Annotated in this window: 24 protein-coding genes and 1 pseudogene; 17 read left to right on the top strand and 8 right to left on the bottom strand. The window is 43.0% G+C overall.

Features of this window, described 5'->3' with window-relative positions; all coding sequences use genetic code 11:
- The first annotated feature begins 99 nt into the window (after window positions 1-99).
- The 5 genes from MWG72_RS12925 to MWG72_RS12905 all read left to right on the top strand — a co-directional run bounded on the left by MWG72_RS12925 (window position 100) and on the right by MWG72_RS12905 (window position 5,912).
- Entirely contained in the window at window positions 100-807 is a 708-nt protein-coding gene (locus tag MWG72_RS12925) for a phosphopantetheine-binding protein (protein WP_247144213.1), read from the top strand.
- Between the two features lie 133 nt (window positions 808-940).
- Window positions 941-1,585: an RluA family pseudouridine synthase gene (locus MWG72_RS12920; protein ID WP_247144212.1), complete on the top strand. Its 645-nt coding sequence runs from the start codon at window positions 941-943 to the stop codon at window positions 1,583-1,585.
- Window positions 1,586-1,728: 143 nt separating this feature from the next.
- Complete coding sequence (gene rapA, locus MWG72_RS12915) at window positions 1,729-4,566, top strand: RNA polymerase-associated protein RapA (RefSeq protein ID WP_114540805.1); 2,838 nt, start codon at window positions 1,729-1,731, stop codon at window positions 4,564-4,566.
- 143 nt (window positions 4,567-4,709) lie between these two features.
- Window positions 4,710-4,976, top strand: a complete 267-nt coding sequence (locus MWG72_RS12910; protein WP_247144211.1) for a PAAR domain-containing protein — start codon at window positions 4,710-4,712, stop codon at window positions 4,974-4,976.
- 135 nt (window positions 4,977-5,111) lie between these two features.
- Window positions 5,112-5,912 (top strand): alpha/beta fold hydrolase, encoded by an 801-nt coding sequence (locus MWG72_RS12905; RefSeq protein ID WP_247144210.1) that lies wholly within the window; start codon window positions 5,112-5,114, stop codon window positions 5,910-5,912.
- A gap of 62 nt (window positions 5,913-5,974) precedes the next feature.
- Here the strand turns inward: MWG72_RS12905 and fabR are convergent, their stop codons facing one another.
- Entirely contained in the window at window positions 5,975-6,655 is a 681-nt protein-coding gene (gene fabR, locus MWG72_RS12900) for an HTH-type transcriptional repressor FabR (RefSeq protein WP_004646648.1), read from the bottom strand.
- Window positions 6,656-6,807: 152 nt separating this feature from the next.
- Here fabR and MWG72_RS12895 point away from each other — a divergent pair, with 152 nt between their 5' ends.
- Together MWG72_RS12895 and MWG72_RS12890 are read left to right on the top strand one after the other, a co-directional pair.
- Window positions 6,808-7,872, top strand: coding sequence for a flavin reductase family protein (locus MWG72_RS12895; protein ID WP_243474937.1), 1,065 nt, complete (start codon window positions 6,808-6,810; stop codon window positions 7,870-7,872).
- Window positions 7,873-7,886: 14 nt separating this feature from the next.
- A complete protein-coding gene (locus MWG72_RS12890; protein ID WP_004646650.1) occupies window positions 7,887-8,981 on the top strand; it encodes a fatty acid desaturase family protein in 1,095 nt (364 codons plus the stop codon).
- A gap of 193 nt (window positions 8,982-9,174) precedes the next feature.
- On the opposite strand, the gene MWG72_RS12885 is transcribed toward MWG72_RS12890, so the two are convergent.
- Both MWG72_RS12885 and MWG72_RS12880 read right to left on the bottom strand, forming a co-directional pair.
- Window positions 9,175-9,828 (bottom strand): HAD-IB family hydrolase, encoded by a 654-nt coding sequence (locus MWG72_RS12885; RefSeq protein WP_004729896.1) that lies wholly within the window; start codon window positions 9,826-9,828, stop codon window positions 9,175-9,177.
- Window positions 9,795-11,003 (bottom strand): DUF1615 family protein, encoded by a 1,209-nt coding sequence (locus tag MWG72_RS12880; protein WP_004646653.1) that lies wholly within the window; start codon window positions 11,001-11,003, stop codon window positions 9,795-9,797. Before MWG72_RS12880 ends, MWG72_RS12885 begins: the two co-directional genes overlap by 34 nt.
- Before the next feature lie 80 nt (window positions 11,004-11,083).
- Between MWG72_RS12880 and dusB the strand changes: the two genes are divergently transcribed.
- Window positions 11,084-12,109, top strand: coding sequence for a tRNA dihydrouridine synthase DusB (dusB, locus tag MWG72_RS12875; RefSeq protein WP_247144209.1), 1,026 nt, complete (start codon window positions 11,084-11,086; stop codon window positions 12,107-12,109).
- A 249-nt stretch (window positions 12,110-12,358) separates the two neighbouring features.
- Window positions 12,359-13,036, top strand: a complete 678-nt coding sequence (locus MWG72_RS12870; RefSeq protein ID WP_180038555.1) for a hypothetical protein — start codon at window positions 12,359-12,361, stop codon at window positions 13,034-13,036.
- A 54-nt stretch (window positions 13,037-13,090) separates the two neighbouring features.
- Here the strand turns inward: MWG72_RS12870 and MWG72_RS12865 are convergent, their stop codons facing one another.
- Window positions 13,091-14,134, bottom strand: coding sequence for an NAD(P)H-dependent flavin oxidoreductase (locus MWG72_RS12865; RefSeq protein WP_247144208.1), 1,044 nt, complete (start codon window positions 14,132-14,134; stop codon window positions 13,091-13,093).
- A gap of 207 nt (window positions 14,135-14,341) precedes the next feature.
- Between MWG72_RS12865 and MWG72_RS12860 the strand changes: the two genes are divergently transcribed.
- From MWG72_RS12860 to MWG72_RS12850, 3 genes are all read left to right on the top strand, one after another.
- The gene (locus tag MWG72_RS12860) at window positions 14,342-15,601 is read left to right on the top strand and encodes a putative DNA modification/repair radical SAM protein (protein WP_247144207.1); all 1,260 of its coding nucleotides are present in this window, start codon (window positions 14,342-14,344) and stop codon (window positions 15,599-15,601) included.
- Window positions 15,601-16,380 carry a TIGR03915 family putative DNA repair protein gene (locus tag MWG72_RS12855; RefSeq protein ID WP_247144206.1) on the top strand — a complete coding sequence of 260 codons (780 nt, stop codon included), beginning with the start codon at window positions 15,601-15,603 and terminating at the stop codon, window positions 16,378-16,380. Before MWG72_RS12860 ends, MWG72_RS12855 begins: the two co-directional genes overlap by 1 nt.
- 63 nt (window positions 16,381-16,443) lie before the next feature.
- Window positions 16,444-16,953 (top strand): hypothetical protein, encoded by a 510-nt coding sequence (locus MWG72_RS12850; RefSeq protein ID WP_247144205.1) that lies wholly within the window; start codon window positions 16,444-16,446, stop codon window positions 16,951-16,953.
- A gap of 53 nt (window positions 16,954-17,006) precedes the next feature.
- Here the strand turns inward: MWG72_RS12850 and MWG72_RS12845 are convergent, their stop codons facing one another.
- The 3 genes from MWG72_RS12845 to metK all read right to left on the bottom strand — a co-directional run bounded on the left by MWG72_RS12845 (window position 17,007) and on the right by metK (window position 20,326).
- Complete coding sequence (locus MWG72_RS12845) at window positions 17,007-18,218, bottom strand: YeeE/YedE family protein (RefSeq protein WP_004279974.1); 1,212 nt, start codon at window positions 18,216-18,218, stop codon at window positions 17,007-17,009.
- 266 nt (window positions 18,219-18,484) lie between these two features.
- A complete protein-coding gene (locus MWG72_RS12840) occupies window positions 18,485-18,829 on the bottom strand; it encodes a hypothetical protein (RefSeq protein WP_005104359.1) in 345 nt (114 codons plus the stop codon).
- A gap of 330 nt (window positions 18,830-19,159) precedes the next feature.
- Window positions 19,160-20,326, bottom strand: coding sequence for a methionine adenosyltransferase (gene metK, locus MWG72_RS12835; protein ID WP_005246700.1), 1,167 nt, complete (start codon window positions 20,324-20,326; stop codon window positions 19,160-19,162).
- Between the two features lie 473 nt (window positions 20,327-20,799).
- Here metK and MWG72_RS12830 point away from each other — a divergent pair, with 473 nt between their 5' ends.
- The 5 genes and pseudogenes from MWG72_RS12830 to MWG72_RS12810 all read left to right on the top strand — a co-directional run bounded on the left by MWG72_RS12830 (window position 20,800) and on the right by MWG72_RS12810 (window position 25,319).
- Complete coding sequence (locus MWG72_RS12830) at window positions 20,800-21,183, top strand: pilin (protein WP_005246698.1); 384 nt, start codon at window positions 20,800-20,802, stop codon at window positions 21,181-21,183.
- Window positions 21,184-21,629: 446 nt separating this feature from the next.
- Window positions 21,630-23,618, top strand: a complete 1,989-nt coding sequence (tkt, locus tag MWG72_RS12825) for a transketolase (RefSeq protein WP_247144204.1) — start codon at window positions 21,630-21,632, stop codon at window positions 23,616-23,618.
- A gap of 135 nt (window positions 23,619-23,753) precedes the next feature.
- Window positions 23,754-23,969: a hypothetical protein gene (locus MWG72_RS12820; protein ID WP_004786275.1), complete on the top strand. Its 216-nt coding sequence runs from the start codon at window positions 23,754-23,756 to the stop codon at window positions 23,967-23,969.
- Window positions 23,970-24,152: 183 nt separating this feature from the next.
- A pseudogene (locus tag MWG72_RS12815) lies at window positions 24,153-24,602 on the top strand (GNAT family N-acetyltransferase).
- A 129-nt stretch (window positions 24,603-24,731) separates the two neighbouring features.
- Complete coding sequence (locus MWG72_RS12810) at window positions 24,732-25,319, top strand: YceI family protein (protein WP_034702946.1); 588 nt, start codon at window positions 24,732-24,734, stop codon at window positions 25,317-25,319.
- 46 nt (window positions 25,320-25,365) lie between these two features.
- Here the strand turns inward: MWG72_RS12810 and MWG72_RS12805 are convergent, their stop codons facing one another.
- Window positions 25,366-26,082, bottom strand: a complete 717-nt coding sequence (locus MWG72_RS12805) for a glutamine amidotransferase (RefSeq protein WP_247144203.1) — start codon at window positions 26,080-26,082, stop codon at window positions 25,366-25,368.
- Window positions 26,083-26,310 lie beyond the last annotated feature (228 nt).

Raw genomic sequence — 26,310 nt, 5'->3', positions numbered from 1 at the left:
AGAACAATAAACCTCTGTGAAATCAAAGTGTTTTTCAAATCGATGCTAAACTAAAATAGCATGAATCATCATGCTATTTTGTATTTATAAGAGCCTCCCATGCTGTACCCCATCCCTAAAAAAATCCAACTTGCTCCATCCCAAGCCAAATGGCAGCTTGCATCAAATGAATCTGTTTTGGTTTTAGTGGGATTACAAAATTTAAGGATGATGGTAAGCATACAAGAAAGCGACCTAATGAGTCATCTGATCCAGATCAGCAATAAAGCCAAAGCACTCGATATTCCGATTGTTGACTTATATGGTGATGACCTGATGCAAGGCATGCAGCAATTGGGAGAATATGCCTCAATGCATCCGCAACTGATTTTTGCCGGGCAGGTTACACCGATGCTGAAACAGATTTTACCGCATCTGCAAAGTGTCACCGAGCAAATCTGTGTAGTTGATGATGCGATTTTATTGTCAAATCAAGATCAGCATATTCAGTGGATTGAAAATATTTCGGCACAGGGGATACATCACTTAAATACCTATAGCCTGACTCGATTATGGGATTTAAGCGCGCCGTCAGAATATGTATTGTCGACCAAAGGCATTATGTTGGCTGTCGCAGAACAGCTGGATATGGATGCTTTGGAAATTGATCCCTATGTCGACTTAAAAAATTATGGTCTGGATTCAGTAGCGATGGTCAGTCTCGTTGGTATATGGCGTGCGCATGGTGCCAATATCCGTTATGAAGATGTGCTAAAGCATCCGTCTTTGCATGAATTGGCAAGCTTCATTTTAAAATCCTCAGGTTGATGCGCTGTGATTGAGCAATTTTATGCGCTAAATCGGAAATTTCATCGTCATTTACATAAATGCGCATTGTAATTATTGGCTAAGCTTTCTATCATTGCCGCCTTGTTTTTCACGATCAGCCTGGGATTGAACTTTGAGTAATTTTCTAACCGAACATCTGATACATCGTGATGACGATTTCATGGTCATCCACAAACCTGCAGGTTTACTCACAGTTCCCGGTAAAACAGAAGACTTACAAGATTGCCTGATCAACCGTCTGGTCAAATTAGAACCCAAAACTTTACTGATTCATCGACTGGATCGCGATACATCCGGTATTTTGGCCTTTGGTCTGAGCAAATGGGGACAAAAAACCATTTCCCGCCAGTTTCAGGAACGCCAGACTGATAAAACCTATCAGGCTGTGGTTGCAGGTACACTCGAAGGTGAAGGCACTATTGAAGTGCCAGTGGTGTATGATCCAAGCCGTCCGCCTTTACATATCGCAGATCCCACACATCATAAGCCGGCCATCACGCATTGGCAGGCGATTGAACATTTTAATATTCAGGGACAGCCTGTGACCCGGGTGAAACTGATCCCAATTACCGGCCGTTCACATCAGCTACGGGTGCATATGCAATATCTCGGACATCCGATTATTGGCGATACCTTATATGCGACATCCGAACAGCAACAGCTCAGCTCGCGTTTATGTTTACACGCGGAACGTTTGAGTTTTTATCATCCTCAAACAGAGCAGTTGGTCGAATTTTATTGTCCGGCGCCGTTCTAGGAAATACTTCTTTAATCGGCGTGAATTATGCTCACTTTTTAGTGGGCTTTATGTCAAAATACATTGCTTGAAGGTGTGAAATTTTGCTCCAATGACGTTTCGTGATTGAGCCTAATATTCATAATCTTGTACTTAAGATAAAGGTGGAAAAATTGCAGCAATTTGCTATTGGTCAACGTTGGTTATCAGATACTGAAACAGAACTCGGTTTAGGCGTTCTTATTGATGTTGATGAGCGGTCGGTCAGCATTTTATTCCCGAAAAGCGATGAAACCCGCGTCTATGCACGCAGCAATGCACCCTTATCTCGTATCGTATTTAATGTGAAAGATGAATTACAGGATCAGGAAGGGACCAAGTGGATTGTAGAATCCGTTGAAGACCGCAATGGCGTGGTGCGTTATCATGTTGTTCGTACTCTGGAAGATGGAACTGAAGAACGTAAATCGCTGAATGAAACTCGTATTGGTGCGACCATCCAGCTGTCTAAGCCTCTAGACCGTTTATTGGCCAGTCAGGTTGATTATAAAGAATGGTATGACCTGCGTATTGAAGCGCTGCTGATGCAGGCCAATATGCAAAGCAGTCCACTGCGTGGTTTGGTAGGTTCACGTGTCGGCCTGATTCCGCATCAATTGTATATTGCACATGAAGTCGGTCAGCGTTTTGCACCGCGTGTATTACTGGCCGATGAAGTTGGTCTGGGCAAAACCATCGAAGCGGGTCTGATCATCCATCAACAGCTGAAAACTGGCCGTTCTGAACGTATTCTGATTTTAGTACCAGATTCACTGCAATATCAGTGGATGATCGAGATGCGCCGTCGTTTCAATCTTGAGTTCTCGCTATTTGACTTGACCCGTACTGCGTCGATCAAAGAACATGACCCTGAACAGAACCCATTCCTGACCGAACAAAAAATTATTGCCTCTGTCGATTTGATGGTCGACCATGAAGATCTTCGTGAACAGGCACTTGAAGCAGGTTTCGACTTGCTGGTAGTTGATGAAGCGCATCATTTGATGTGGAGCGAAGAAGATGGCGGTAATGACCGTTATGATCTGGTTGAAGAACTGGCTGAACATACGCCGGGCGTGTTGTTATTGACAGCGACACCTGAACAGCTCGGTGTAGAAAGTCACTTTGCACGCCTACGTTTGCTTGATCCGCAGCGTTTTAACTCGCTGGATCGTTTCCTCGATGAAGAAGCGCAATATCAGCATACGGCTAAAATTGCAGAAGTGTTGATGTCAGACATGCCGCTAGAAGCTGAGCATCTTACTGCGATTGAGGCCTTGTTAGGTCATCCGATTGAAGATCATCCTGAACAGCGTTTCCGTGCCATTCATGAACTTTTAGACCGTCATGGTACAGGCCGTATCCTGTTCCGTAATACGCGTGAAGCGATTCAAGGTTTCCCGGGTCGTGACTGTCAGCCAGCGCCATTGCCAGCACCAGAACACTGGTCTAAAGATGGTAAATTACGTGAGCAAATGTGGCCTGAAGAAGCTCAGCTAGATGGCTCGTGGATGGAAGCCGATCCACGCGTGATGTGGCTGATGGAGCGTTTGCGTACCGATTTAAAACACAAGAAAGTCTTACTGATTGCGCGTAGCGGGCCAGTGGTTGAGGCGTTGGAAAATGTACTGCGTTTACATGCCGGTATTCGTACGGCGATGTTCCATGAAGGCATGAGCTTGTTAGAACGTGACCAGGCCGCAGCTTATTTTGCTGAAGATTCGTATGGCGCGCAGATTCTTCTTTGTTCGGAAATCGGTTCAGAAGGACGTAACTTCCAGTTTGCCTCTGATCTGATTCTGTTTGACCTACCTGCGAACCCGGACGTGTTGGAACAGCGTATTGGTCGTCTGGATCGTATCGGTCAGGAAAACCGCATTCAGATTCATGTGCCTTATCTGGTGGGAACTGCACAAGAACGTATGTTCCGCTGGTATAACGAAGCGCTGAATATCTTCAGCAATATTTCTCCAGCTGCACAAACCTTGCAAGAAAATTTTATTGTTCGCTTGAAAGACTGTCTATTGGCAGACAAAGGTCAAGAGTTTGAAGACCTGCTGGAAGAAGTTAGCGTGCAACGTGAAGCGCTGGAAGCTGAATTGCAGGAAGGTCGTGACCGTTTGCTTGAATACAATTCTTGCCGTCCGGTGGTGGCGCAGGAAATTGTCAACGCGCTTGAAGATTATGATGACAATACCACTTTGCCGATTTTCATGAAGCGCTTTATGGCATCCACAAATATCGACTTTGACGAGCAAAGTAACGGTACAGTGATCATCAAGCCAACCGATCAAATGCAGGTTCAAGGTTTGACGTTGGATGAAGAAGGGATTACAGCGACTTTCTATCGTGATCAGGCACAAATCCGCGAAGATGCGCAATACCTGACACTGGAACATCCATTCACTGAAAGTGTGATGGAAATGATCAATACGCAAGGCTTTGGTAGCACTAACGTTGCGGTACTAAAATCTGCAGCACTGCCACAGGGTTCGGTATTACTTGAAGTATGGTTCAAGGTCGATGTAGTGGCACCGAAAGCATTGAACTTGCCGTCTAGTTTGCCGCAACAGTTGATTCGTGTCTTGCTGAGTGAAAAAGGTCAGGATCTTTCCCAGAAGATTGCGCCAGAAATCCTGAAACCGTACCTGCATCATTTAGATGGCAATAGCTGCCGTCAGGTGGTGAAAGCACGTCGTGATGTGATTGAAGCACGTTATCAACAGGCACTTGAACTGGCACGCAGTGCATTGCCGGGCTTCAAGCAGCAAGCCAAAGAAGTGTATGGCAATAAATGGCAATATGAAATTGATCGTCTGACCTATCTGAAACAGTTCAACCCAAGTATCCGTGAAGATGAAATTGCACGTTTACAGAAGTTGCAGAAAGAGGGTCTAAGCCTGTTGGATGGTCTATCGGTAACACCGGAAGCGATTCAGGTGATGGTCGTGGTCAAGCCTTAAGTTTTACGCAATAAAAAAATGCAGCTTTCGGGCTGCTTTTTTTATGGGCAAAATCCGAGTTTATTATTTTTTGTCGGAGAATGCTGGTCTGTCATTTTCCTCCTGTTTAAAATTAGCCTACTGAATAATAAGAATGACAAAGCATGTCAAAAGCATTAATTACCCTTGGTACAAAGACCAGTCATGGCGGCATGGTAACTGAATGTGAACCCTCTTTTTTGATCAATGGTATCGCCGTACATTTAAATGGCATGAAGCATTATTGTCCCAAATGCCAGACCATGGTCACCGCAATTTCCAGCAATTTGTCTATTACTGTCAAAGGACGGGCAGTGGTCATCGCGGGGGATAAGGCCAGTTGCGGCGCGATTTTTCTACCGATGCAACATTTGACTGTATCGCAGAAATAGACTTTAAATTCTGAAGAAGTACAGAGAAATGACTTTGAGGTCATGCTTTGAGCATTTTTGCACTGCCGAATGAAAGAATAGATCAGTAAGCTCATTCGATGATTTCAGGATGAATACGCGCTGCGTTTAAAAATAATGAAGCAAGCCCTACATTTTACTCATGCCAATGGTATCCCTTCGGCAACTTATCAAAAGTTTTTGCATTGTTTTCAGCAAGATTATGAGGTCAAAGCGATTCCATTTATCGGCATGAATCAGCAATATCCAATTACGCGAGACTGGCGCTATCTGGTCGATGAAGTTATTGCAGATATCGAGCAGCAGTTTCCTCAGCAACAGGTGATTGGTTTAGGGCATTCCTTTGGTGGTCTGGTGACCCTTATGGCGGCGTATCGACGTCCCGAACTGTTTTCCAAACTGGTCATTATGGATCCACCGTTTGTGATTGGAAAAAACAGCGCCATGTTCGAACTGATTAAAAAGCTGAATCTAAAAAGTGTCGATCGTTATACACCCGCAGGAATTACGCTAAAACGCAAAGATTATTGGTCATCAAAACAGGTCGCTATTGAAGCACTCCGGTTTAACCGCTTATTTAAAAATTTCGATGAGCAGTGTTTTGCTGATTATATCGAGAGCGGCATTCAGCCAGAACCTGAACGTGGTGGGGTGACGTTAACTATTCCAAAACAGATAGAAGCGGAAATCTTCCGGACTGTGCCAGCCTGGTGGTGGAGAACGCCACGCCGACCGCCTGAAGTGCCGATGCATCTGATGACTGCAGAGCAAAGCCAGTTTTATCAGCAGGGGTTGCCACAAGGGATGCACAAGATTTATCGGATTAATTATTCTGTGGTCGAGGGCGGGCATATGTTCCCGCTTGAGTATCCGGAAGCCACTGCAAAGGCAGTCAAAGCTCAACTCGCACTTTTGTAATCATCATAAAAAAGAGACGCTGATTACGTCTCTTTTTATACTAGTTCATGCAAATCGGAAAATTAGCGCAGCTGAGAATCTTCCAGATGACGTGCACCTTCAAGGATCATCCGGATCATGATCATGGTCTGTTCGGCAATTTCTTTGCGGTCTTCGGCAGGCATATCAATCACATTAGCACCCATGTTGAAGACCAGTTGGGTAATGGCTTTGGCTGCAATATCGGGATGAAATAACTTCTTATTGTTTAGGCGTTCCAGACGAATTAAATCTTCCTGAAGTTCCTGCTGAAAATAATTTAATTGGCGTTCCACCGCCTGTTTATAAGATTTGGAACCGGTATAGCCTTCACGTAATAACAGGCTCAGATTGCCTTCATCGGCATCCAGCTGGGCAATAAAGACTTCTACAGAACTGCGGATAATGCTGTTCTGGCGAGAAGCTTGCAGACGTGCTTCATGCAAAATCTGACGCAATACAATCCCGGCACGATCAATCAGCTCAATGGCCAGTTCATCAATGTCTTTAAAATGACGATAGAAGCTGTTCGGTGCAATACCGGCTTCACGCGCGACTTCACGCAGACTTAAAGAGGAAATACTTTTTTGTGGCCCAATCAGATTCAACGCAGCCTGAAACAGTTCTTCCTTGGTAATGGTGGCCTTGCGACCGACACTCCGTACGATAATCGGCTCATCAATGCTTTTCGATTGTAATAAAGATGCGTCACTGCTTATTTTCATTGAAGGCTCGTTCATCAATAGGTTCATGCATGAATCATTTTATTATAACCGAGCCAGTCAAGCTTGTGAAATGATTAGAAACAATACAGTTGCATATACAAATATATATACATGTGTATAATAATTAAAAACCCAAGGTGATGTCGCAAACGATGCATGTACTCCAAAAACTTAAAACGCCGTTGAATGCACTGTCTGACAGTGTAATCGATCAGCATGCGATTAATTTCTGGATTCAGAAACTCAATCCTGTATGGTCGTTGAATCAGCCATTAGGCAAGATCGTGCACAAAGAAAATGCAGCACAGGATATGCTGAGTCTGAAAATTCAGGTGAATCGCTTATTTAAGTTTGGTGAAGCAGGGCAGCATCATCCGGTCTATGTGGTAGTGAATGGCATTCGTTATGAACGTAGCTATAGCTTGACCCGTGTCGATTCTCAGCATGTATTGCTGAGCGTGAAAAAAGTCGATGCTGGTAAAGTCAGCACATGGTTTGCAGAACAGGCACAAGTGGGTGATGTGATCGAATTTGGTCACCCTTATGGTGATATGACCTTGCCTGCGCAGACGAGTCCATTGATTTTGCTTGCAGCAGGGAGTGGTATTACCCCAATGCTCAGTATGCTGGAAAGCTTGAGCAAAAAAGGTGAACTATCTGCACCGGTCACTCTCTGGTACTGGGTTAAAAAAGATCAGGATGCCGCATTTAAAGCACGGTTTGAAGAGCTTGCTCAGAAACATGCAAATTTCTCATTTCATGTGTATGCCACTCAAGAACAGCCAGCTGCTGCACGTCTGGATGAAACCTATCTGACAGATCTGCAAAATCTGGAAAATAGCATCGTATATTGCTGTGGTCCTTCAGGTTTTGTATCTAAAGCAGAACAGCTTTTTGCTCAGGCAAAACAGTTTAAAGGTGAAGCCTTTAGCATGAGTTTGGCGGATCTATCGGATACCGGCTTTATTAATGTCACCCTGACCCAGTCGAAAAAAATTGTCAGCATTCCAAAAGGCCAATCCATTCTAGTGAGCCTGGAACAGCAAAATATTAAACCGACCCATGGTTGCCGTATGGGCATTTGTAATAAATGTGCCTGCAATAAAGTAGAAGGTTCGACCAAGAATTTGGTCAACGGTGCACAAAATACCGAACCCGGCAACCTGCTCAAAATTTGTATTAACTCAGCGCAGACTGACCTTGTCATCGACTTATAAGCGAGTTTTATCTTATGAATATGCCAGTAAAATTACAGTATTTTAAAAATCCTAAAAACCGTGAATTAACCCAGTTTGAACTTGATGAACTTGCACGTGAGCTCGATGCGATTAAGCAAGAAGTGCTAGATGATCTAGGTGAAAAAGATGCGAAATATATCCGTCGTGTCTATTCAACCATTCGTTACTCATCGATTGCCGGTCGCGCCTTATTGTTTGCAGGCTGGTTCCCGCCAGCATGGTTGCTAGGCACAGGTCTATTAGGCTTTGCCAAAATCATGGAAAACATGGAGTTGGGTCATAACGTCATGCATGGTCAATATGACTGGATGAATGATCCTAAACTCAATGGTCAGACTTATGAATGGGATATTGTAGGGACTTCAGACAACTGGCGTCAAACCCATAACTTTAAGCATCATACTTATACCAATATTAAGGGTATGGATGATGATATCGGTTATGGTCTATTACGCTTGTTCCCGGAACAGCGCTGGAAACCGGGTTATTTATTGCAACCAATTTATGCAGTGCCATTCTGTTTATTGTTCCAGTGGGGTGTTGCGATTCAGAATCTTGAATTGGGTAAATACTTCAAAGGCCGTAAAAGCAAAGAGCAGACCAAAGAAGAATGGCGTCCAATGCAGAGCAAAATCGGTAAACAGCTGTTTAAAGATTATGTATTCTTCCCACTCATCGCAGGTCCTGCGGCTTTACCTGTTTTGACCGGCAATATGGTGGCCAATGGTCTGCGTAATATCTGGACCTTTAGTATTATTTTCTGTGGCCACTTTACCAAAGATGTAGAAGTATTCCCGAAATCGGTACTGCAAAATGAAAGTCGTGGTCACTGGTATATGCGTCAGATCCGTGGTTCATCCAACCTGACCGGTTCTGAAGCGTTTCATATCTTGACGGGTCATTTAAGTCATCAGATTGAACATCATTTGTATCCTGATGTACCTGCACGTCGCTATCGTCAAATGGCACCGAAAGTTCAGGCTGTTTGTGAAAAATATGGTTTGAACTATAACAATGCCAGCTTGGTAAAACAATACGGTAGTGTGATCAAACGTATTGTGAAATATGCATTTCCGTTTAAGAAATAATTTTTCTTAAAGCTAAAAAAACCACTTCAAATGAAGTGGTTTTTTTAGCTAGGAGGCGAATACTTCAGGAAGTAAAAATCCTGATTACGAAGCTATTTAAGATGATTTCAAGGCATAAAGTAAAAAAGTTAATCTGCCATTTATAGCGTTGTCTAAAGGTGTTTAGTAGGTTAACCCGATAGAATGGAAAGGACTAATATGGCATCGAATGAGCTGAAATATTAATTTTTGGAAGCTGTTGATCTTGACCCTCAAAATAGCTTTGCTGCGCCAGACTGAGCATTTCTATATCTTCCTTGCTATTCCCATAAGCATAAATTTCAGCATAATTATCCAGATTATATTTTTCTAGAATTCTAATTTTCTTTTGTGTGTTACTACAGTCAGGAGTTTGATAAAACCCTGTCAATTTCCCAGCTTTGATTTCAACTTCGCTACAGATTAAATCGATATTTAAATAACTGCACACCGGTTTAAGATACAAATCCAATGAGGCTGATACCAGCACGACTTCATGTCCTAATTGTTGATGCTGTTTAAGTTGTTCTAATAATTTCGGATTCAACTTGAATATTAGTTGTTGTGCATAATCCTGAGCTAATTGCAGAATTTCCTCTGCATCACTGTTTTTAAACATGCTGGCATACAATTTGGGTCGCATGCGGTGTGCCGGATAGAAATTTAAATAATAGGCCTGTATCCATGGCAAAATTTGCATGCCGCGTTTCACAATATGCCGTTTTCTTAAGGCATGGAAAATGAACCCGGTAAAGCTATCATGTAGATACAGGGTTCCATCAAAATCAAATAAGGCTAGAGTTTTAGATTTTTGATTTTGCGCATGCATGTTTGATATCGACCATCGACGCGGGTAGCAAACCAGTTAGTATTATAATCACGACTTAATTTTGGTCCGGAAATGACCACTTCAGGCATAATGGCATAGATAGGATCTTTACCCGTTTTTTCCTGATAAAGCTTGCTGACACCACGATAAGTCATCGTATCTTCAAAGTCTTTATCTTTTTCTTTCTTTAAATCAGCTCGGATTTGACGTTCAGTGATAATAAAATTATTTTTGGCAAAAACACTGATTAACTCACGCTCAGATTGACTCTTCTGCGAACGGATCGCGCCATCTTTAGTATAGAGCAATAAGTCGCCATCCAGATCAAGTTCGGCTTCAGTTAAATCATTTAACATGCTCTGAAAAGCGGCATTTCGACTGGAATACATGCCCGAGTTATAGTCCGCAAAACGATAAATTGGCTTGTCATAATCCGCCGGATACATCATCAGGCGATGAATCCCATAATACAGACCGCCATATTGACTGTAGAGATCGGTACGCAACTCCGCGATATTGCCGCCTTGGCGTTTATGTTCTTTCGCATAGCTGATATGTACCTGCATTGAACCCAAGGTGGTAATTGGATTCATTTTCTCGCCAATATTCTGGCCGACCAGTTTGGCAGCACCAGTCAGGGCACTAACATGATAGTGCTTCGACATATAGTCAAATATTTCACGATATAATTCGTCGAGTTCACGTTCGGTTTTGACCCGGCGCATCTGGCTTAAGTAGTTGTCTTCAGGACTCGGATGGTTCTTGAGAACTTCCTGGAAATATCCTGCAACTGTGCCACCAATTGCTTGACCAAGCTTATCTTTGAATTTTTCATCAAGGCGACCTTGGACTTCCTTAACCGCCTTTTCACCCAAACCCGGAACAGTAGGATCTGCAACAAAGTTAGATTCCTGATCAACCACTGCCACAATCGTACAAACATTTTCCTTGGTCTGAGGAATGCCGAGCTGTTCGGTAATGTCATAAATATCTTGTGCCCAAGACTCACGTTGGTTGACACGGTTTGGAATAGCTTTGCGAATATGTTCAACTTCAAGTGTCGGTTCATCATCTTTTGACCACCATGAACCATTGCCACAACCGGCAAGACCCAGAGAAAGTACAAGTACAGACAATGACTTAAAAGAAAAACAAGAAGCGAAAGTTTTATTCATGGTGTCGTAAATTAATTGAAAAGATGAGCGAATAAGGCAGATGCAGTATACTATGCCCATCAAAAAAGTGATGAATTTATATGTATATTGGTCCATATCAACTGTCAAACAATTTGATTGTCGCTCCCATGGCAGGTGTGACCGATCGTCCGTTTAGAACCTTGTGCAAATACTTTGGTGCAGGCCATGCGGTCAGTGAAATGATGACATCTGACAAAACTTTGCGCATGAGTAAGAAAAGCTTATATCGTGCTAATTTTGATGGCGAACTGGCACCGATTTCAGCGCAGATTGCTGGTTCAGATCCGCAAGATCTAGCTGAAGCGGCACGTTATCAGGTGGCGAATGGCGCACAAATTGTTGATATTAATATGGGCTGCCCAGCCAAAAAGGTCTGTAACCGACTTGCCGGTTCTGCTTTATTGCAGGATGAAGATCTAGTTGCACGCATTCTGGATGCAGTCGTTGCCGCAGTTGACGTGCCAGTGACTTTAAAAACCCGTCTTGGTTATTTGAACGGTCAGGAAAATATTATGCGGGTCGCCAAACGGGCTGAACAAGCCGGGATTGCGGCACTGGCTTTACATGGCCGTACCCGTGAAGATATGTATCTGAATACCGCGCGTTATTCTTTAATCAAAGACGTAAAGGAAATGTTGAAGATTCCCGTGATTGCCAACGGAGATATCGACAGTCCTGAAAAAGCCAAATACGTGCTGGATTATACCGGTGCAGACGCAATTATGATTGGTCGTGCAGCACAAGGTCGGCCCTGGATTTTTCGTGAAATTGCCCATTATTTAAAAACCGGTCAACATCTGGATGCACCAAGTATTACAGAAGTGAAAGATGTTCTATTGGGACATTTGACAGAGTTATACGAATTTTACGGCGAGTATTCCGGTTGCCGGATTTCCCGTAAACATATTGCCTGGTACACCAAAGGACTGCGTTCCAGTAACGAGTTTCGTCAAAGCATGTATCAGGTAGAAAATACCGCTGACCAGTATCGTGTGGTAGAAGATTATTTTAATGCACTGCTAGAACATGGTTTAACCATGAATGATGTACAGGTCGAGCAGGTGAATTTAATGGAAACCAAGTAATGACGGGCAAAATTCAGCGAATCATGTAATATTTTTTGCATGAAATCCCTACCTTTTTTATCTTGAGCAGGCGGATTTTTGCATTCTGTTTACACTTCAGCCTGTCTAATACATAGCAGCACAGTTTGTTCACTTAAACTGGACAGGACTTGGACATTGCTTACTCAAGCTTCCTCTATGATGAACCTATCCAGATATAAACCAGATGTGATCCATCTTGTTTATCGTCATCATTGAGGGAGATCTGTAATGACAAATACCAATCGTCCAGTCACAGAGTTTAGCCATAAAACGTCAACGGAATTGCCACAAGAACGCAGTGAAGGCCTGAATATCAATCCGACTGATACCAATGCGCGTCCAGATTTGAATACACCCGTGAAAGATAATCCTCGTGTTCCAGACATGAATGAAGGTGAAGATAATCTGGCTGCGACCAGTGCCGGTACTTTGGGCGGAGCTGCGGTAGGTGCAGTTGCAGGTCTGGTGGGTGGCCCTCCAGGTGCAGTGGTGGGTGGTATTATCGGTGGAGTGGTTGGCGGTATTGCAGGTAATGACATTGCAACGTCTGATCATGGGAAGCAGACAGATAATTACCAGCATCCAGAGAACTTGCCTGAGGCAAATAATTATCGACATCCAGATCATTTGAGTGCAGAAGATAATTACTGGAGAGATGAGTATCATAATCGCCCGTATTTCAATGAAACGCGTAGCACATATGGCGATTTAGATTATGATCGTGATTATCGCGGTGCTTATCGGGTCGGTTATGAAAACCGTCCGATGTATGAGCATGATACGGATTTTGATCGTGCCGAACCTGAACTGCGTACCAAATGGGAGCAGTTAAAAGGTGAATCCCGCCTCAACTGGGAAGAAGCTAAATTTGCAGTTAAAGATGCCTGGCATCGTGTCACACGCTAATTCTAAATAAACTAAAAACCTCTCCATGTGAGAGGTTTTTTTATGATTCAATGATTAAAGATGCTTCATTTCCAGTACGAGCTGGTTAATCAAATCGGAAGCTTCCATTTCACGAATCTGCGCCACATTTGAACCTGCCCAGAATGCGCCATAACCTTGATCCCCATGTTTGGCGGCAGCAGCATGTAGTTGCTTGGCCAGATCATAAGTATATGGATAAGCCGGAACATCCAGCCGATCGGGTGTATCCACTTCAATATGCCAGTGGTTAATGATGCCGCGTGCAGGACGACCGGAAATACTGGCACTGACTTGAGTGAGTGGCTTGGAAAATAGTGCTTTACGATAAGCCTCGTTAGCATTGGAGGATTTGCATTGCACAAATGCAGTTCCAAGTTGCACGGCATCTGCACCGAAATCCATCATTTGACGCGCTTGTTCACCCGTCATAATCCCGCCTGCTGCCACAATCGGCAGGGAAGAATGCTGTTTGATCAGCTTCACCAGATTCGAGGTTTTAACTGATGCATCAAACTTGGTCGAGAAAATCCCGCGATGGCCACCAGCTTCAATACCCTGCGCAATAATGATATCAATTCCGGCTGCTTCAATGGCTTTGGCTTCGGCATAATTAGTTGCAGATACCATGGTCAGAATCCCGGCCTGTTTTAAGGCTTGAATCTGATGCGGATGTGGAATCCCAAAATGAAAGCTGACTGCTCGCGGTTTGGTTTCTAATACCAGATTTAGGAAGTCATCATTGTCTTTAAAACTCGGATAAATACACTCCAAATGATCTGGTGCCTGAGCGCCATATTCGGCAAATTTATCTTTAAACTGTGCAATCCATGCCTGCGCTACAGCCTCATCTACAGGAACAGTGTCATGACAGAAAAAATTAACCTGAAAAGGGCAATCTGTCAGTTCTTGAGTCTTTAAAATCTGTTGCCGAGCTGCATCAATACTGCTGGCCCCCAGACCCAGTGAACCCAAGCCGCCCTGATTGGACACTTCGGCAGCAAGCTCGGGCGTAGAGACACCTGCCATCGGTGCCAAGAAAATAGGATGTTTAATTCCGAGATTTTCTAATAAAGACATAGATTTCCTCCTTGTTATGCTTTTACTTTGCCTTTGAGCACAAAATTAAGCAAATCATATTGGTTATTTTATTTTGAAATACTGCAGCATGGGTTACGTGTTATTTACATTTCTTGCGACACGCTACGTCGCCAAGAAGATAGAACTTTTATTAGCCTAGAATTGAACACTTTATAATAGCTTTTTGGTCACATATTCTCTGAGCTCATGTCTGATCGTATCCGTGAAAAACTGCAAATTTTAGCCGATGCTGCCAAGTATGATGTGTCTTGTTCATCTAGTGGTAGCAACCGTAAAAATAAAGACAAGGGTGTGGGCAATACCGGGAATGGTATCTGTCATAGTTATACCGAAGATGGCCGCTGTGTGTCCTTATTGAAAATTCTGTTCTCTAATGTCTGTATTTTTGACTGTTCCTATTGTGTTTCGCGCCGTTCCAATGACGTCCAGCGTGCAGCATTTACCGTGCAGGAAGTCGTCGATCTGACCATGAATTTTTATCGGCGTAATTATATTGAGGGGCTGTTTCTCAGTTCGGGAATTTTTAAATCGGCCGATCACACCATGGAACGGATGCTACAGGTGGTCAAAAAACTTAGACTCGAAGAAAACTTTAATGGCTATATCCATCTGAAAACTATTCCGGGTGCATCACAGGAGATCATTACCGAATCTGGGCTGTATGTCGACCGTATGAGTATTAATCTTGAAATGCCGACGGAAGCGGGACTGCAAAAATTTGCGCCTGAGAAAACCCATGCCGAAGTACAAAAAGACTTGGGCATTGTACGCGACCGGTTGATCCAGCTCAAAGATGAACGCAAGCTGATCAAGTCAGTCCCCAAGTTTGTACCTGCCGGACAAACCACACAGATGGTGGTGGGCGCGCATAGTGAAACCGATCAGGATATTATTTTGATGGCTGATCGGCATTACAAGGAATTCAAGCTGAAAAGGGTGTATTTCTCTGGTTATATCCCGATTAATCCTGAAGATAAAGCCTTACCCGCCATCGGTTCAGCACCGCCATTATTAAGAGAAAATCGTCTGTATCAATCTGACTGGCTGATGCGTTTTTATGGCTTTGCTGCTGATGAAATTGTCGATGAGCAGCATCCGAATCTGGAGCTGGATATTGATCCCAAACTCAGTTGGGCCTTGCGTCATCCTGAAGCCTTTCCAGTCGATATTAACCGTGCCGACTATAAAATGATTCTACGGGTACCCGGTATAGGTGTACGTTCTGCCCAGAAAATTGTACAGGCCCGCCGTTTTGGACAGATTCATATTGACCAGCTAAAACGCATGGGCGTGGCTTATAACCGGGCGCAGCATTTTATCCGCTGTGCAGATACACCGAAATTTAAGAAAGATCAGCAGTCCCATCAGATTCGCCAGCAAATTTTGATGTCAGGGCAATCCAAATATCAGCAGCAACTTTCACCTCAATTAGGATTTGGTTTCTAGTGGCAAGTTACTGTTTTGATGGCAGCATGACTGGTCTGCTCAGTTGTGTATTTCGTGCTTTCGAGTTTAAAGAATTTAACGTGATAGTGACGGCCAATCCTCAAGCACAAACAGGTTTATTTGATGAATTTATCCATGTGGCCTCTAATGATCAGCATGGGCAGCGGGTGTGGCAGGGATTAAAGCAGAAAGTATCTTCCAGCAGTTTGCGTACTTTTTACTATACGTTTTTGTCAGAGCAGGAAGCAGCGTTCCAGACTCTTTTTGATTTTGCAGTCTATGTCTTTCAAAACCAGCGTCCAGTCGATAAAGATTATGGTCATACTGCGGTGATCGGCATGTCGCAATGGGCCAAGCAAGTGGGGCGGGAAAAGCATCGTATGGAGGCTTTTGTACGCTTTAAAAAAGCCAAAGATGGTTTGTTTCTGAGTCTGGTCAGACCGGATTTTAATGTCTTGCCGATTATTTCCCGACATTTTCAGGAGCGTTATCAGGATCAAAGTTGGCTGATTTATGACGAGCAGCGTAATTACGGTATTTATTATGATTTAAGGCAGATGCATCAGGTCGAGATGAACGCTGAAATAATCGATCCACAAATCCGGATTGGTCATAGTCAATCATTCAGTATTGAACTGGATGATCAAGAGCTGCTATATGATCAGCTCTGGAAAGACTATTTTAACAGTGTGAATATTCAGGCGCGCAAGAACATGAAATTGCATATTCAATATGTGCCAAAGCGCTACTGGCGTTATATGAATGAGAAATTACTTTAAACAGTACATCAAGCTGCTTTCAGGCATAATAAGCATTGGTATATTTAAATTGAGTGTATAAACATGAAGGTATGGCTAACGTCATTAGCACTGCTCACTGGATTAACTGCATGTTCGGAACAACCACAAAAACCGGTCGTAGATCCAGCCAAATATCAGGTTCAGACCGCACAGGAACTGCAGCAACGTTTTGATGCACTCAATGTCCAGTTAGCCCAAGACTTTCAGAAATTTAAGAAAGTCGAAAGCATTGCTTTCGCACACCAGTTTCCTTTAGATGTCAATAATCTGCAAAGCTTGAACCAGCATCTCGTTAGCAGTACCGCATTAAAACCTAGTAAAATCGCCTATTGCGATATGATGAATAGTTATTTTGCCGATATGTTCCGTTTGGGACATTACAATCTGGAACTGGTCGATGACATTAAATTGCCCAATGCCAAGAATGAAAATTTAAAAGCTAATTTCTCTGATGCTGATCATTTTTATACTTTTATTCTGGATCGTTATACGACTTATCGTCAGGTCCAGCAGACCATGGGTTATGGCTGTAATTTAAAAGCTGTGCTGTAAATCTCAAAGATAGAAAAAAGCCCATCATCAAGATGGGCTTTTGATTTTAAAAATTAACAACCGCTCAGTTTTTCAGGCTGCGGTTTCTCATCCGGGAAGAAGATTGGACGAAGTTTTACCCCAATGCCATTGCCGATAAAGGCAAACACCAGCCACAACCAGCCATGCAGACTACCAGAGGCAATCCCACTGAAATATGCGCCGATATTACACCCATAAGCTAAGCGTGCGCCGTAGCCCAGCATTATGCCACCTACAACAGCAGCAATCAGTGAACGTTTTGGAATATTGAAATTCGGCGCAAATTTACCTGCCAAACTTGCTGCCAACAAAGCACCCAGCATGATACCGAAGTTCATCATTGAGGTAATATCAAACCATAATGATTCTGCCAGTGCTTTGGCATTGCCTGCTTTTTGCCAATAATCCCAAGAAGCTACATCAACACCCACAAGCGTAGCACCTTTGGCACCCCAAACTGCCAGTGCAGAGGTCACGCCCCAAGGACGACCTGCCAGTGCCAAAGTGGCAAAGTTGAGCAAGGTCAGAATAATACCGCCCCAAATCAGAGGCCATGGACCACGAACAAAGCGCTTCCAGCCCTGATATTCACTGCGTGGCTCAATTTCCAGGCTACCATGACGTTTCTTTTCAAAATAAACAGTCGCCGCAGCAATGATGGCAAAAACGATAAAGCTCAACAGCAATCCAGGGAGGACGCCTAAACTTTCTACCAGTGAAATAGGCTCAAGATGTGGCAGGGCAAACCACCAGTCAAGGTGGGAGGTCGCAATCACAGACCCGATACAGAAGAACAAGAGCGTCACCAGCATACGTGCACTACCGCCACCTACGGTATACAGGGTACCTGATGCACAACCGCCACCCAGCTGCATACCGATACCGAAAATAAAGGCACCAATCATGACTGACATGGAAACAGGGTTAACATTGCCTTTGACTGGGTTGCCGAACAATTCACCTGCACCTAAAGCGGGGAAGAACAGTAAAACTGCCAGCGCCAGCATAATCATCTGCGCACGTAAACCACGGCCGCGACGTTCCTTGATAAAGACACGCCAGCTCGAAGTAAAACCAAATGAAGCATGGTACAGGGTCATGCCCAGTGCACCACCAACCAAAAATAATAGGGCCTGATTTAAGCCTACGATTTGATAGGCACCGATTGTACCTATGATAAGCAAAATAAAAGCTGCCCAGACCGAAATATTCGACCGTTGGGAAGCAGCAACAATGACTGACATGGGAGATTAAATTTTAAAAATAAAGGCTGGTATTCTACTGAATTTCAGTTTAAATGCAGCCCGTTTTGCCGATTGAATCACAATTAAGTCATTCTAATACTTGATAAGTTTTATCAGTTTATCTGATTTTATCCACTCACTTAGATAAAAAATTGATCCCATCAACAAATAATGCAATTTCAATTTAGATCATTCGATATTTAAAATCATCTCTGATAAAAAAGCCTGCAATCGCAGGCTTTTAAACATCAAGCTGAATCCTAAAATCAGTTTTCAGCTTTTTCCCGAACTTCTCCGGCACCTTCCTCAACTGCCGCAGCTGTTGCTGCAGTTGCTTTACGTGCTGCTTCCGCAGTGGCATCTGCTGCTCTAGACGTTGCAGCAGCTGCTTCGTCCGCTGCCTGAGCAGTATTTTCTGCGGCATTATCCATTGCTCGTTCGGTTTCTACCGCAGCCTCACGGCTGGCATCTTCCATATCATGACCGGCTTGATTGGCTGCATTTTCTAAATGCTCACCTGTGGTTGCGCCGGTTTCAGGCGCTTCTTCTTTACTACAGCCGACTAAGGCAACAGTGGTCGCCAAACCTAAAGCAATCAGTAATTTATTCATCGAGTAATATCCTTTTGTTGTTGTAGAGCTGCAATCTAATTTAGCAGCCATTTGTTTAGATTTATGCTAGCAAATAGATCAACATTTGTTGATTAACTGTAACTTTTTTCGATACTTATACTGTAATGGCACAGTCGGAAGTTGTTTTAAGTTTCATGGAATAGTGATATTCACAGAGAGGGGAGCTTCAAAACTATCATTCGACATGCAGATTATAGTATGAAGTTTGGTATTTAGATATTTGGCATCATGAGCCAGAGATAATTCTAAAAATGAAGAAATGAAAGACATAAAAAAGCCCGCATGATGCAGGCTTTTTTTAAGAAAAACTTATAGACCAGCAGAGGCTTTAAGCGCTTCCACTTTGTCAGTTTTTTCCCAAGTAAATGCAGTATCTGAACCTTCACGACCGAAGTGACCATAAGCAGCAGTTTGCTTATACATTGGCTGGATCAGGTCAAGCATACGGGTAATGCCATATGGACGTAAGTCGAAATGTTCACGAACCAGTGCAATAATCAATTCTTCAGAGACTTTTGCAGTATTGAATGTATTGATTGAAATTGAAGTTGGCTCAGCAACACCAATCGCATAAGACACCTGAATCTCACACTTGTCAGCCAAGCCAGCAGCAACGATATTTTTCGCCACATAACGACCTGCGTACGCAGCAGAACGGTCAACTTTAGAGGGATCTTTACCAGAGAAAGCACCACCGCCGTGACGTGCCATACCGCCGTAGGTATCTACGATAATTTTACGGCCAGTTAAACCACAGTCACCTACAGGACCACCGATCACAAACATACCCGTTGGGTTGATGTGGAATTTGGTGTCGGCATGGAACATGTCAGCAGGAATGATTTTTTTCACGATTTCTTCAATCACAGCTTCTTTCAGGTTCGCTTGCGTGATTTCAGGATCATGTTGAGTCGAAAGGACTACGGCATCTAAACGTACTGGCACACCATTTTCATAAGCAAAAGTGACCTGACTTTTGGCATCTGGGCGTAACCATGGCAACGTACCATCACGACGTAATTCAGCCTGTTTTTCCATAAGACGATGAGCATATGAAATCGGGGCAGGCATCAGTACATCAGTTTCACGGCTTGCATAACCGAACATCAGTCCTTGGTCACCGGCACCCTGATCTTCAGGTTTCTGGCGGTCGACACCCTGAGCAATTTCAGGTGACTGTTTACCAATCATGTTGATCACGGCACAGGTTGAACCATCAAAGCCAAGATCAGAATGGTGATAACCAATTCCGTTTACGGTATGACGTACAATTGCCTCAAAATCAACATTTGCTGTCGTTGTGATTTCACCGGCAAGTACAACCGCACCTGTTTTTACAAGCGTTTCACAAGCAACCCGTGCATATGGGTCTTCTTTTAAGATTGCATCCAAAATAGCGTCACTGATTTGGTCAGCCATTTTATCTGGATGGCCTTCGCTTACAGATTCCGAAGTAAATACAGCGTACTCGCGCATAGTCCTATCACAGTTAATTTTAAAGACCCGATATGTTACATCGAGTTGCGCTCTAGGACTAGCTTAACACGACAAAATTGGTCGAAATTGTTTCAAATTATTGTGTTTTTAATTGATTAATAGAATTAAAAAAATTGATATGTCTATTTAGACAGCATTATTGATTGGAGAATATGAAGCAACAATATTTTAATCCCTCAGACTCTCATAAAATTAAATGCTTAGATTTCCGATTAAATCTTAAAAAAATAGACGATAGAAAAAATACAAAGCTCAAAATTCAAAATTTACTTAAGCAAGTGATCATTACATCAATAAAGCAGATTCAGGTTGTGCGCCTTGCGACCAAATGTCTTGTTGATGTTCAAGCGTGTCTTCATATTAGCGCTAAGTCTTCCACATTAGCCGTTTAGGAATGGCGATATCTTTTGCTATGGACTTCTTGGAGCAAGACTGTACGGAGATCAGAAATCATGTATCAAAAGGCATTTACCCTGATTGAAGTGCTGATCGTGCTCATCATTATCGTGATTTTAGTGACAATGGCTTTTATGAGTTATCAAGCTTATATCGTGCGGAATCAATTGGCCGAAGTGTTTGAGCAGGCTGGAGCATATCGAACTCAGTTTATTGCTTCGGATCAGCACTGTGATGCCGGACGCCAGATTGGTGGGCATGGTCAATATATCGAAAAAGTGATCATTAATGCCGCATGCCGGATAGAGTTCAAGATACGAGAGCAGGGAGTAGATGCTGCGATTCGCGGGAAATCGGTTGCTTTTGACGTTCATAGTGGCAAATGTTACTCCACTGATATTCAGCAGCGCTATTTGCCTAAAGACTGTCAGGGACAATAAGTCTACCGAGGTTGGAAATTAGCCTAAGCAAATTAGATTTTCACCTGTATATCAAACAATCCTGCCAATATTTTATAAAATTTAATACAAATTACATTATGAATAGATCAGAGAGTCATATAAATTTTCTTCAAAAATAATAGTGTGAGACATATGAAATAGAAACAAAATCAGCATAAATTCAATCCTGTTTATCAGCTTGGAATCCAGATACAGAAACTAAAGTCGCTTTTGAAATGAAGGATAATTCAATCTGAAAACCAGTAGAGCGAATCAAAGCCGAAGAAGAAATGTGGAATAATTGTACGATAAGGCAAGAGACACTCAATAAACTGATAAATATTGTTGGTTAGTCTTTACCCCTCGCTGTTTTTTTAAGACAATAGACAGCAGTTTTGAAAGTCTTTTCATCATTTCCTATTTCTGAATATTTTGGACTCTGATTTATGACAACCCCGCTTAATGAACGTCGTATTGCAAACGCGATTCGTGTATTGGCAATGGATGCTGTGCAAAAAGCAAACTCAGGACATCCAGGTGCTCCAATGGGGATGGCAGATATCGCTGATGTGGTTTGGCGTGAATTCATGAACCATAACCCGACCAACCCGAATTGGGCAAACCGTGACCGTTTTGTATTATCAAATGGCCATGGCTCTATGCTTCAATATGCGCTTCTTCATTTAACGGGCTACGATCTTTCGATTGAAGATCTTAAAGCATTCCGTCAACTTCATTCTAAAACACCTGGTCACCCGGAGTTGGGCTATGCACCAGGGATTGAAACGACGACTGGTCCTTTAGGTCAAGGCATCGCGAATGCTGTCGGTTTTGCACTGGCTGAAAAAACTCTAGCTGCGCAATTCAACAAAGACGACATCCAAGTTGTAGATCACTTCACTTACTGCTTCCTTGGCGATGGCTGTTTGATGGAAGGTGTTTCTCACGAAGCATGTTCTTTGGCAGGAACATTGGGTCTGGGCAAACTGATTGCTTACTATGACGACAATGGCATCTCGATTGATGGCGAAGTGGAAGGCTGGTTCTCTGACGATACAGAACAACGCTTCCTGGCATACGGCTGGCAAGTGATTAAAGTTGATGGTCACGATGCAGATGCAATCCGTCAGGCAACTGTTGAGGCGAAAGCTGAAACTGCTAAACCAACCATCATTATCTGTAAAACCGTGATTGGTTTGGGTTCACCAAACAAGCAAGGTAAAGAAGACAGTCATGGTGCACCACTCGGTCATGACGAAATCGTGTTGACTCGTGAAGCACTAGGCTGGACTGACGAAGCATTTGTGATTCCTGAAGATGTGTATGCAGCTTGGGATGCGAAAGCTAAAGGTGCTGAATCAGAAGCAGCTTGGAACGAAACATTTGCTGCTTATGCTGCAAAATATCCAACTGAAGCAGCTGAGCTTAAACGTCGTTTATCTGGTGAATTACCGGCTGACTTCGTTGCAAAAGCGGATGCCTATATTGCAGAAGTGAATGCCAAAGCTGAAACGATTGCGACGCGTAAAGCCAGCCAAAATGCATTACAAGCACTTGTTCCATTATTGCCAGAAGTTCTAGGTGGTTCTGCGGATCTTGCAGGTTCTAACCTGACCCTTTGGAAAGGCGCGCAAGGCGTACAGGACAATCCGGCAGGTAACTATGTACACTATGGCGTACGTGAATTCGGTATGACTGCAATCGCGAATGGTGTTGCACTGCATGGCGGTTTTATCCCTTACGTAGCAACATTCCTAATGTTTATGGAATATGCACGTAATGCCGTACGTATGTCTGCATTGATGAAACAGCGCGTGATCCATGTGTATACGCATGACTCAATTGGTCTAGGTGAAGATGGTCCAACGCATCAACCTGTTGAGCAGATCGCATCCCTTCGTGGTACGCCAAATCTAAACACATGGCGTCCATGTGACACCGTTGAAGCAGCAATTTCTTGGAAATCTGCATTAACGCGTGCTGAAGGTCCGACCGCATTGATCTTCTCTCGTCAGAACTTGCCATTCCAGACTCGTACTCAAGCTCAAATTGAGAATGCTGCGAAAGGTGGCTATGTACTGGCTGAAGAAAAAGGCGAATTGAAAGCCATCATCATTGCAACTGGTTCTGAAGTTTCTCTGGCAATGGAAGCTTACGCACAGCTTGAAGGCGTGCGTGTGGTATCTATGCCATGTGCTGAAGAATTCATGAAGCAAGATGCGGCTTATCGTGAAGCGGTTCTTCCATCGAATATTCGTGCACGTGTTGCTGTTGAAGCTGCACATGTAGATTACTGGTGGAAATTTGTAGGTCTTGATGGTCGCGTCATCGGTATGACGACATATGGTGAATCTGCACCTGCAAAAGATCTGTTCCAGTTCTTCGGGATTACCACTGAAGCAGTTGTAGCAGCTGTAAAAGAGATTATTGCTTAATCAACTGATTAAGTGGTTTTTTAAGGGCGCCCCAGTTTTGGGGCGTCTTTTGTTTTTCCGCTTTCTAGCCTTGTTTTCATGTGGCAACCGCTAAAAAGTGTTCTCCCATAATTGAAATGAAAGAGTGAGATAAACATGAGCTTGTATGAACAAATTAGTGATGAAATTACTTTAATGGATGCAGGCGAGCAGAAATGGATCGGGCAGGATCTACCCCTTGAAGCAATGGTGGCGGTTGAGCTATTACTTCAGGAAATGGCTGAAGAAAAAATCATTAAAGTACGTCGCAAGAACCATGAAAAGCATTCTGGTTTGAAACAGGTGGATCGTATTCTGGTTGAAAAACTTTAATAGAAAATACTAAAAGTCCCTGAGCGGGGCTTTTTTTATATCGGATGATTTTCATCTGGCAGTTGCTTATGAACATTAGATAAGATAAATCTAAGTTTATGTCATCATAAAAACTTAATGACTTATATCGTAAGTAATTGACTTAAAGATAATTAAATACATAAACCAAAGAAGTTACTCAATATGGAAATATCATCCCAGATCAAATCTTTAGAGCAAATATCACAGCCAGAATGGCTATTTTTATGGCAAGACTATCAACGCTTTTATCATACCCAAATTTCGGATGAGGTAAGTAAAAATACCTAGGATAAATTAACCAATTATGAGCTAGATTCAATGTACGGTTTTGCGGCGCTGATAGATGGAAAGGTCGTTGGGATTGTGCATGTCATCGAACATAACAGTAGCTGGACAGTAAGACCTTATGCCTATTTGCAGGATCTATTTACCCATCCGGACTATCGCGGACAAGGCGTGGCGCGCAAGCTGATTCAACATGTCTATCAGGTCGCGCAGCAGCGTAATTGCGACCGGGTTTACTGGCTGACTCAGGAATCAAACCATCAGGCACAAGCGTTGTATAACAAAGTCGCCAAGAAAACAGGATTCATTCAGTACCGTATGGATTAAAGCTCAAAAATTAAAAAAATAACTTACAATTTTATCGTTTCATCGCTGCAACAAAACGTTTTATCTTTAGGGCTGTAAACGGTTCCAGATTCTATACACTTAATTACATCCAAAACGTGAGATAAAAACATGAATTTCAAAACATTAGCATTAGGCTTGGCGGTCGCATCTGTAGCAACAGTTTCTATGGCAAAACCAGTGGCCTATACGATTGACCCGACTCATTCAGCAACTGTTTTCTCTTGGAGCCACTTTGGTTTCTCTACGCCATCTGCAAACTTCAGTGACATCCAAGGCACCATTAATGTTGATAATGAAAAACCTGCGAATTCTTCGGTCAATGTGAACATCCCGGTTGCAAGCATTAATACGAATGTGAAAGCACTGGATGACCATATTAAGACAGCAGAATTTTTTGATGTTGCCAAATATCCGAATATTACTTTTAAAAGTACTAAAGTTCAGGCTTTAGGCAAAAACAAATATAAAATCACCGGCAACTTAACCGTGAAAGATGTCACTAAACCTGTGGTACTGGATGCAGTTTTAAATAAACAAGGCGTACATCCAATGACTAAATTACAAACGATTGGTTTCAATGCAACCACTTCATTTAACCGTTCAGCCTTTGGGGTAGGCGGTTATGTTCCAAATGTGGGCGATAAAATTACAGTAAACATTACTACCGAGGCTTCTGTACCTGCTCCGAAAAAGTAAAAATGACAAATAAAAAAGCACCCAGTTGGGTGCTTTTTTATTACGGTTATTTAAGTTGCAGGTTTTCTAAATAATGCATCAATACCGAACTGGCTGCCTGTTCAAGCGCGGGTGCATAGCTTTGATGATCCGCCCGCAAGGCAGGGATATTGATCTGGGCTTTGCGTAACTCACAGGTATGTCCAATCAGCCATTTCTCTAAACTTTCACTGGCCACTTCAGCATGGAATTGTAGTGCTAGAATGTTCTGTCCTACCCGAAAGGCCTGATTTGGATAAAGATCAGAGCTGGCCAGCAATTCAGCCTGTTCAGGTAGGTCAAAGGTATCACCATGCCAATGCAGGACGTCAATATCATCCAGAGCTTTTAGTGGATTATTTTCAATAGAAGTAAGACTGAGTTTAGACCAGCCAATTTCCTTCACATCTCCCGGATAGACTTTGGCATTCAAGGCAGCAGCAATTAACTGCGCACCTAAACAGATGCCTAACGTCGGTAAATTCTTTTGCAGGCGAACTTTAAGTAAGTCCATTTCCTGTTGTAAAAAAGGATAATCCTCAGTTTCATAGACTGCAATCGGGCCACCGAGAATAACTGTTAATCCGGGATGTTCAAACGCCTTGGTGAGATCATCGATACCGGCTTCGAAATAACGCACACGTAAGCCGAGCTGATAAAAAATATCTTCCCAAGCACCTAAGTCTTCAAAAGCCAAATGTTGAATGGCATACACGGTATCGGGGAGGTGAGCTAAGTTCAGCATAGTTTTTTGATATCAAGAGAATGATTTAATTTAACGTGAATCAAAAGCAAAATAAAAGGCTTTATGCCTCACATCACATACATTATAGAAAATAATGAATATCGCTTCGCTATCGGCAACTGTATAAACATTTTTGTGTGATTGCTACATGAAGCGGGTCATTTTCCTTTTATATAGGAAAGAGAGTAGAGTAAGGCTGCCGTACTGAATAAAAACAACAAGCCTATC

The organism is Acinetobacter lwoffii, assembly GCF_022967985.1.
Lineage (GTDB): Bacteria > Pseudomonadota > Gammaproteobacteria > Pseudomonadales > Moraxellaceae > Acinetobacter.
The sequence above is the reverse complement of the archived record's forward strand: the minus strand, read 5'-3'. Positions and strand labels throughout refer to the sequence as shown.

Coding starts and splice junctions, on each gene's coding strand:
- MWG72_RS12890 (WP_004646650.1), top strand. CDS start 7,887: ATGAATATGCCAGTAAAATTACAGTATTTTAAAAATCCTAAAAACCGT.
- MWG72_RS12895 (WP_243474937.1), top strand. CDS start 6,808: ATGCATGTACTCCAAAAACTTAAAACGCCGTTGAATGCACTGTCTGAC.
- dusB (WP_247144209.1), top strand. CDS start 11,084: ATGTATATTGGTCCATATCAACTGTCAAACAATTTGATTGTCGCTCCC.
- MWG72_RS12870 (WP_180038555.1), top strand. CDS start 12,359: ATGACAAATACCAATCGTCCAGTCACAGAGTTTAGCCATAAAACGTCA.
- MWG72_RS12885 (WP_004729896.1), bottom strand. CDS start 9,828: ATGCATGCGCAAAATCAAAAATCTAAAACTCTAGCCTTATTTGATTTT.
- MWG72_RS12880 (WP_004646653.1), bottom strand. CDS start 11,003: ATGAATAAAACTTTCGCTTCTTGTTTTTCTTTTAAGTCATTGTCTGTA.
- tkt (WP_247144204.1), top strand. CDS start 21,630: ATGACAACCCCGCTTAATGAACGTCGTATTGCAAACGCGATTCGTGTA.
- MWG72_RS12865 (WP_247144208.1), bottom strand. CDS start 14,134: ATGTCTTTATTAGAAAATCTCGGAATTAAACATCCTATTTTCTTGGCA.
- MWG72_RS12845 (WP_004279974.1), bottom strand. CDS start 18,218: ATGTCAGTCATTGTTGCTGCTTCCCAACGGTCGAATATTTCGGTCTGG.
- MWG72_RS12810 (WP_034702946.1), top strand. CDS start 24,732: ATGAATTTCAAAACATTAGCATTAGGCTTGGCGGTCGCATCTGTAGCA.
- metK (WP_005246700.1), bottom strand. CDS start 20,326: ATGCGCGAGTACGCTGTATTTACTTCGGAATCTGTAAGCGAAGGCCAT.
- MWG72_RS12820 (WP_004786275.1), top strand. CDS start 23,754: ATGAGCTTGTATGAACAAATTAGTGATGAAATTACTTTAATGGATGCA.
- MWG72_RS12905 (WP_247144210.1), top strand. CDS start 5,112: ATGAAGCAAGCCCTACATTTTACTCATGCCAATGGTATCCCTTCGGCA.
- MWG72_RS12925 (WP_247144213.1), top strand. CDS start 100: ATGCTGTACCCCATCCCTAAAAAAATCCAACTTGCTCCATCCCAAGCC.
- MWG72_RS12860 (WP_247144207.1), top strand. CDS start 14,342: ATGTCTGATCGTATCCGTGAAAAACTGCAAATTTTAGCCGATGCTGCC.
- MWG72_RS12840 (WP_005104359.1), bottom strand. CDS start 18,829: ATGAATAAATTACTGATTGCTTTAGGTTTGGCGACCACTGTTGCCTTA.
- MWG72_RS12830 (WP_005246698.1), top strand. CDS start 20,800: ATGTATCAAAAGGCATTTACCCTGATTGAAGTGCTGATCGTGCTCATC.
- MWG72_RS12910 (WP_247144211.1), top strand. CDS start 4,710: ATGTCAAAAGCATTAATTACCCTTGGTACAAAGACCAGTCATGGCGGC.
- MWG72_RS12850 (WP_247144205.1), top strand. CDS start 16,444: ATGAAGGTATGGCTAACGTCATTAGCACTGCTCACTGGATTAACTGCA.
- fabR (WP_004646648.1), bottom strand. CDS start 6,655: ATGAAAATAAGCAGTGACGCATCTTTATTACAATCGAAAAGCATTGAT.
- MWG72_RS12805 (WP_247144203.1), bottom strand. CDS start 26,082: ATGCTGAACTTAGCTCACCTCCCCGATACCGTGTATGCCATTCAACAT.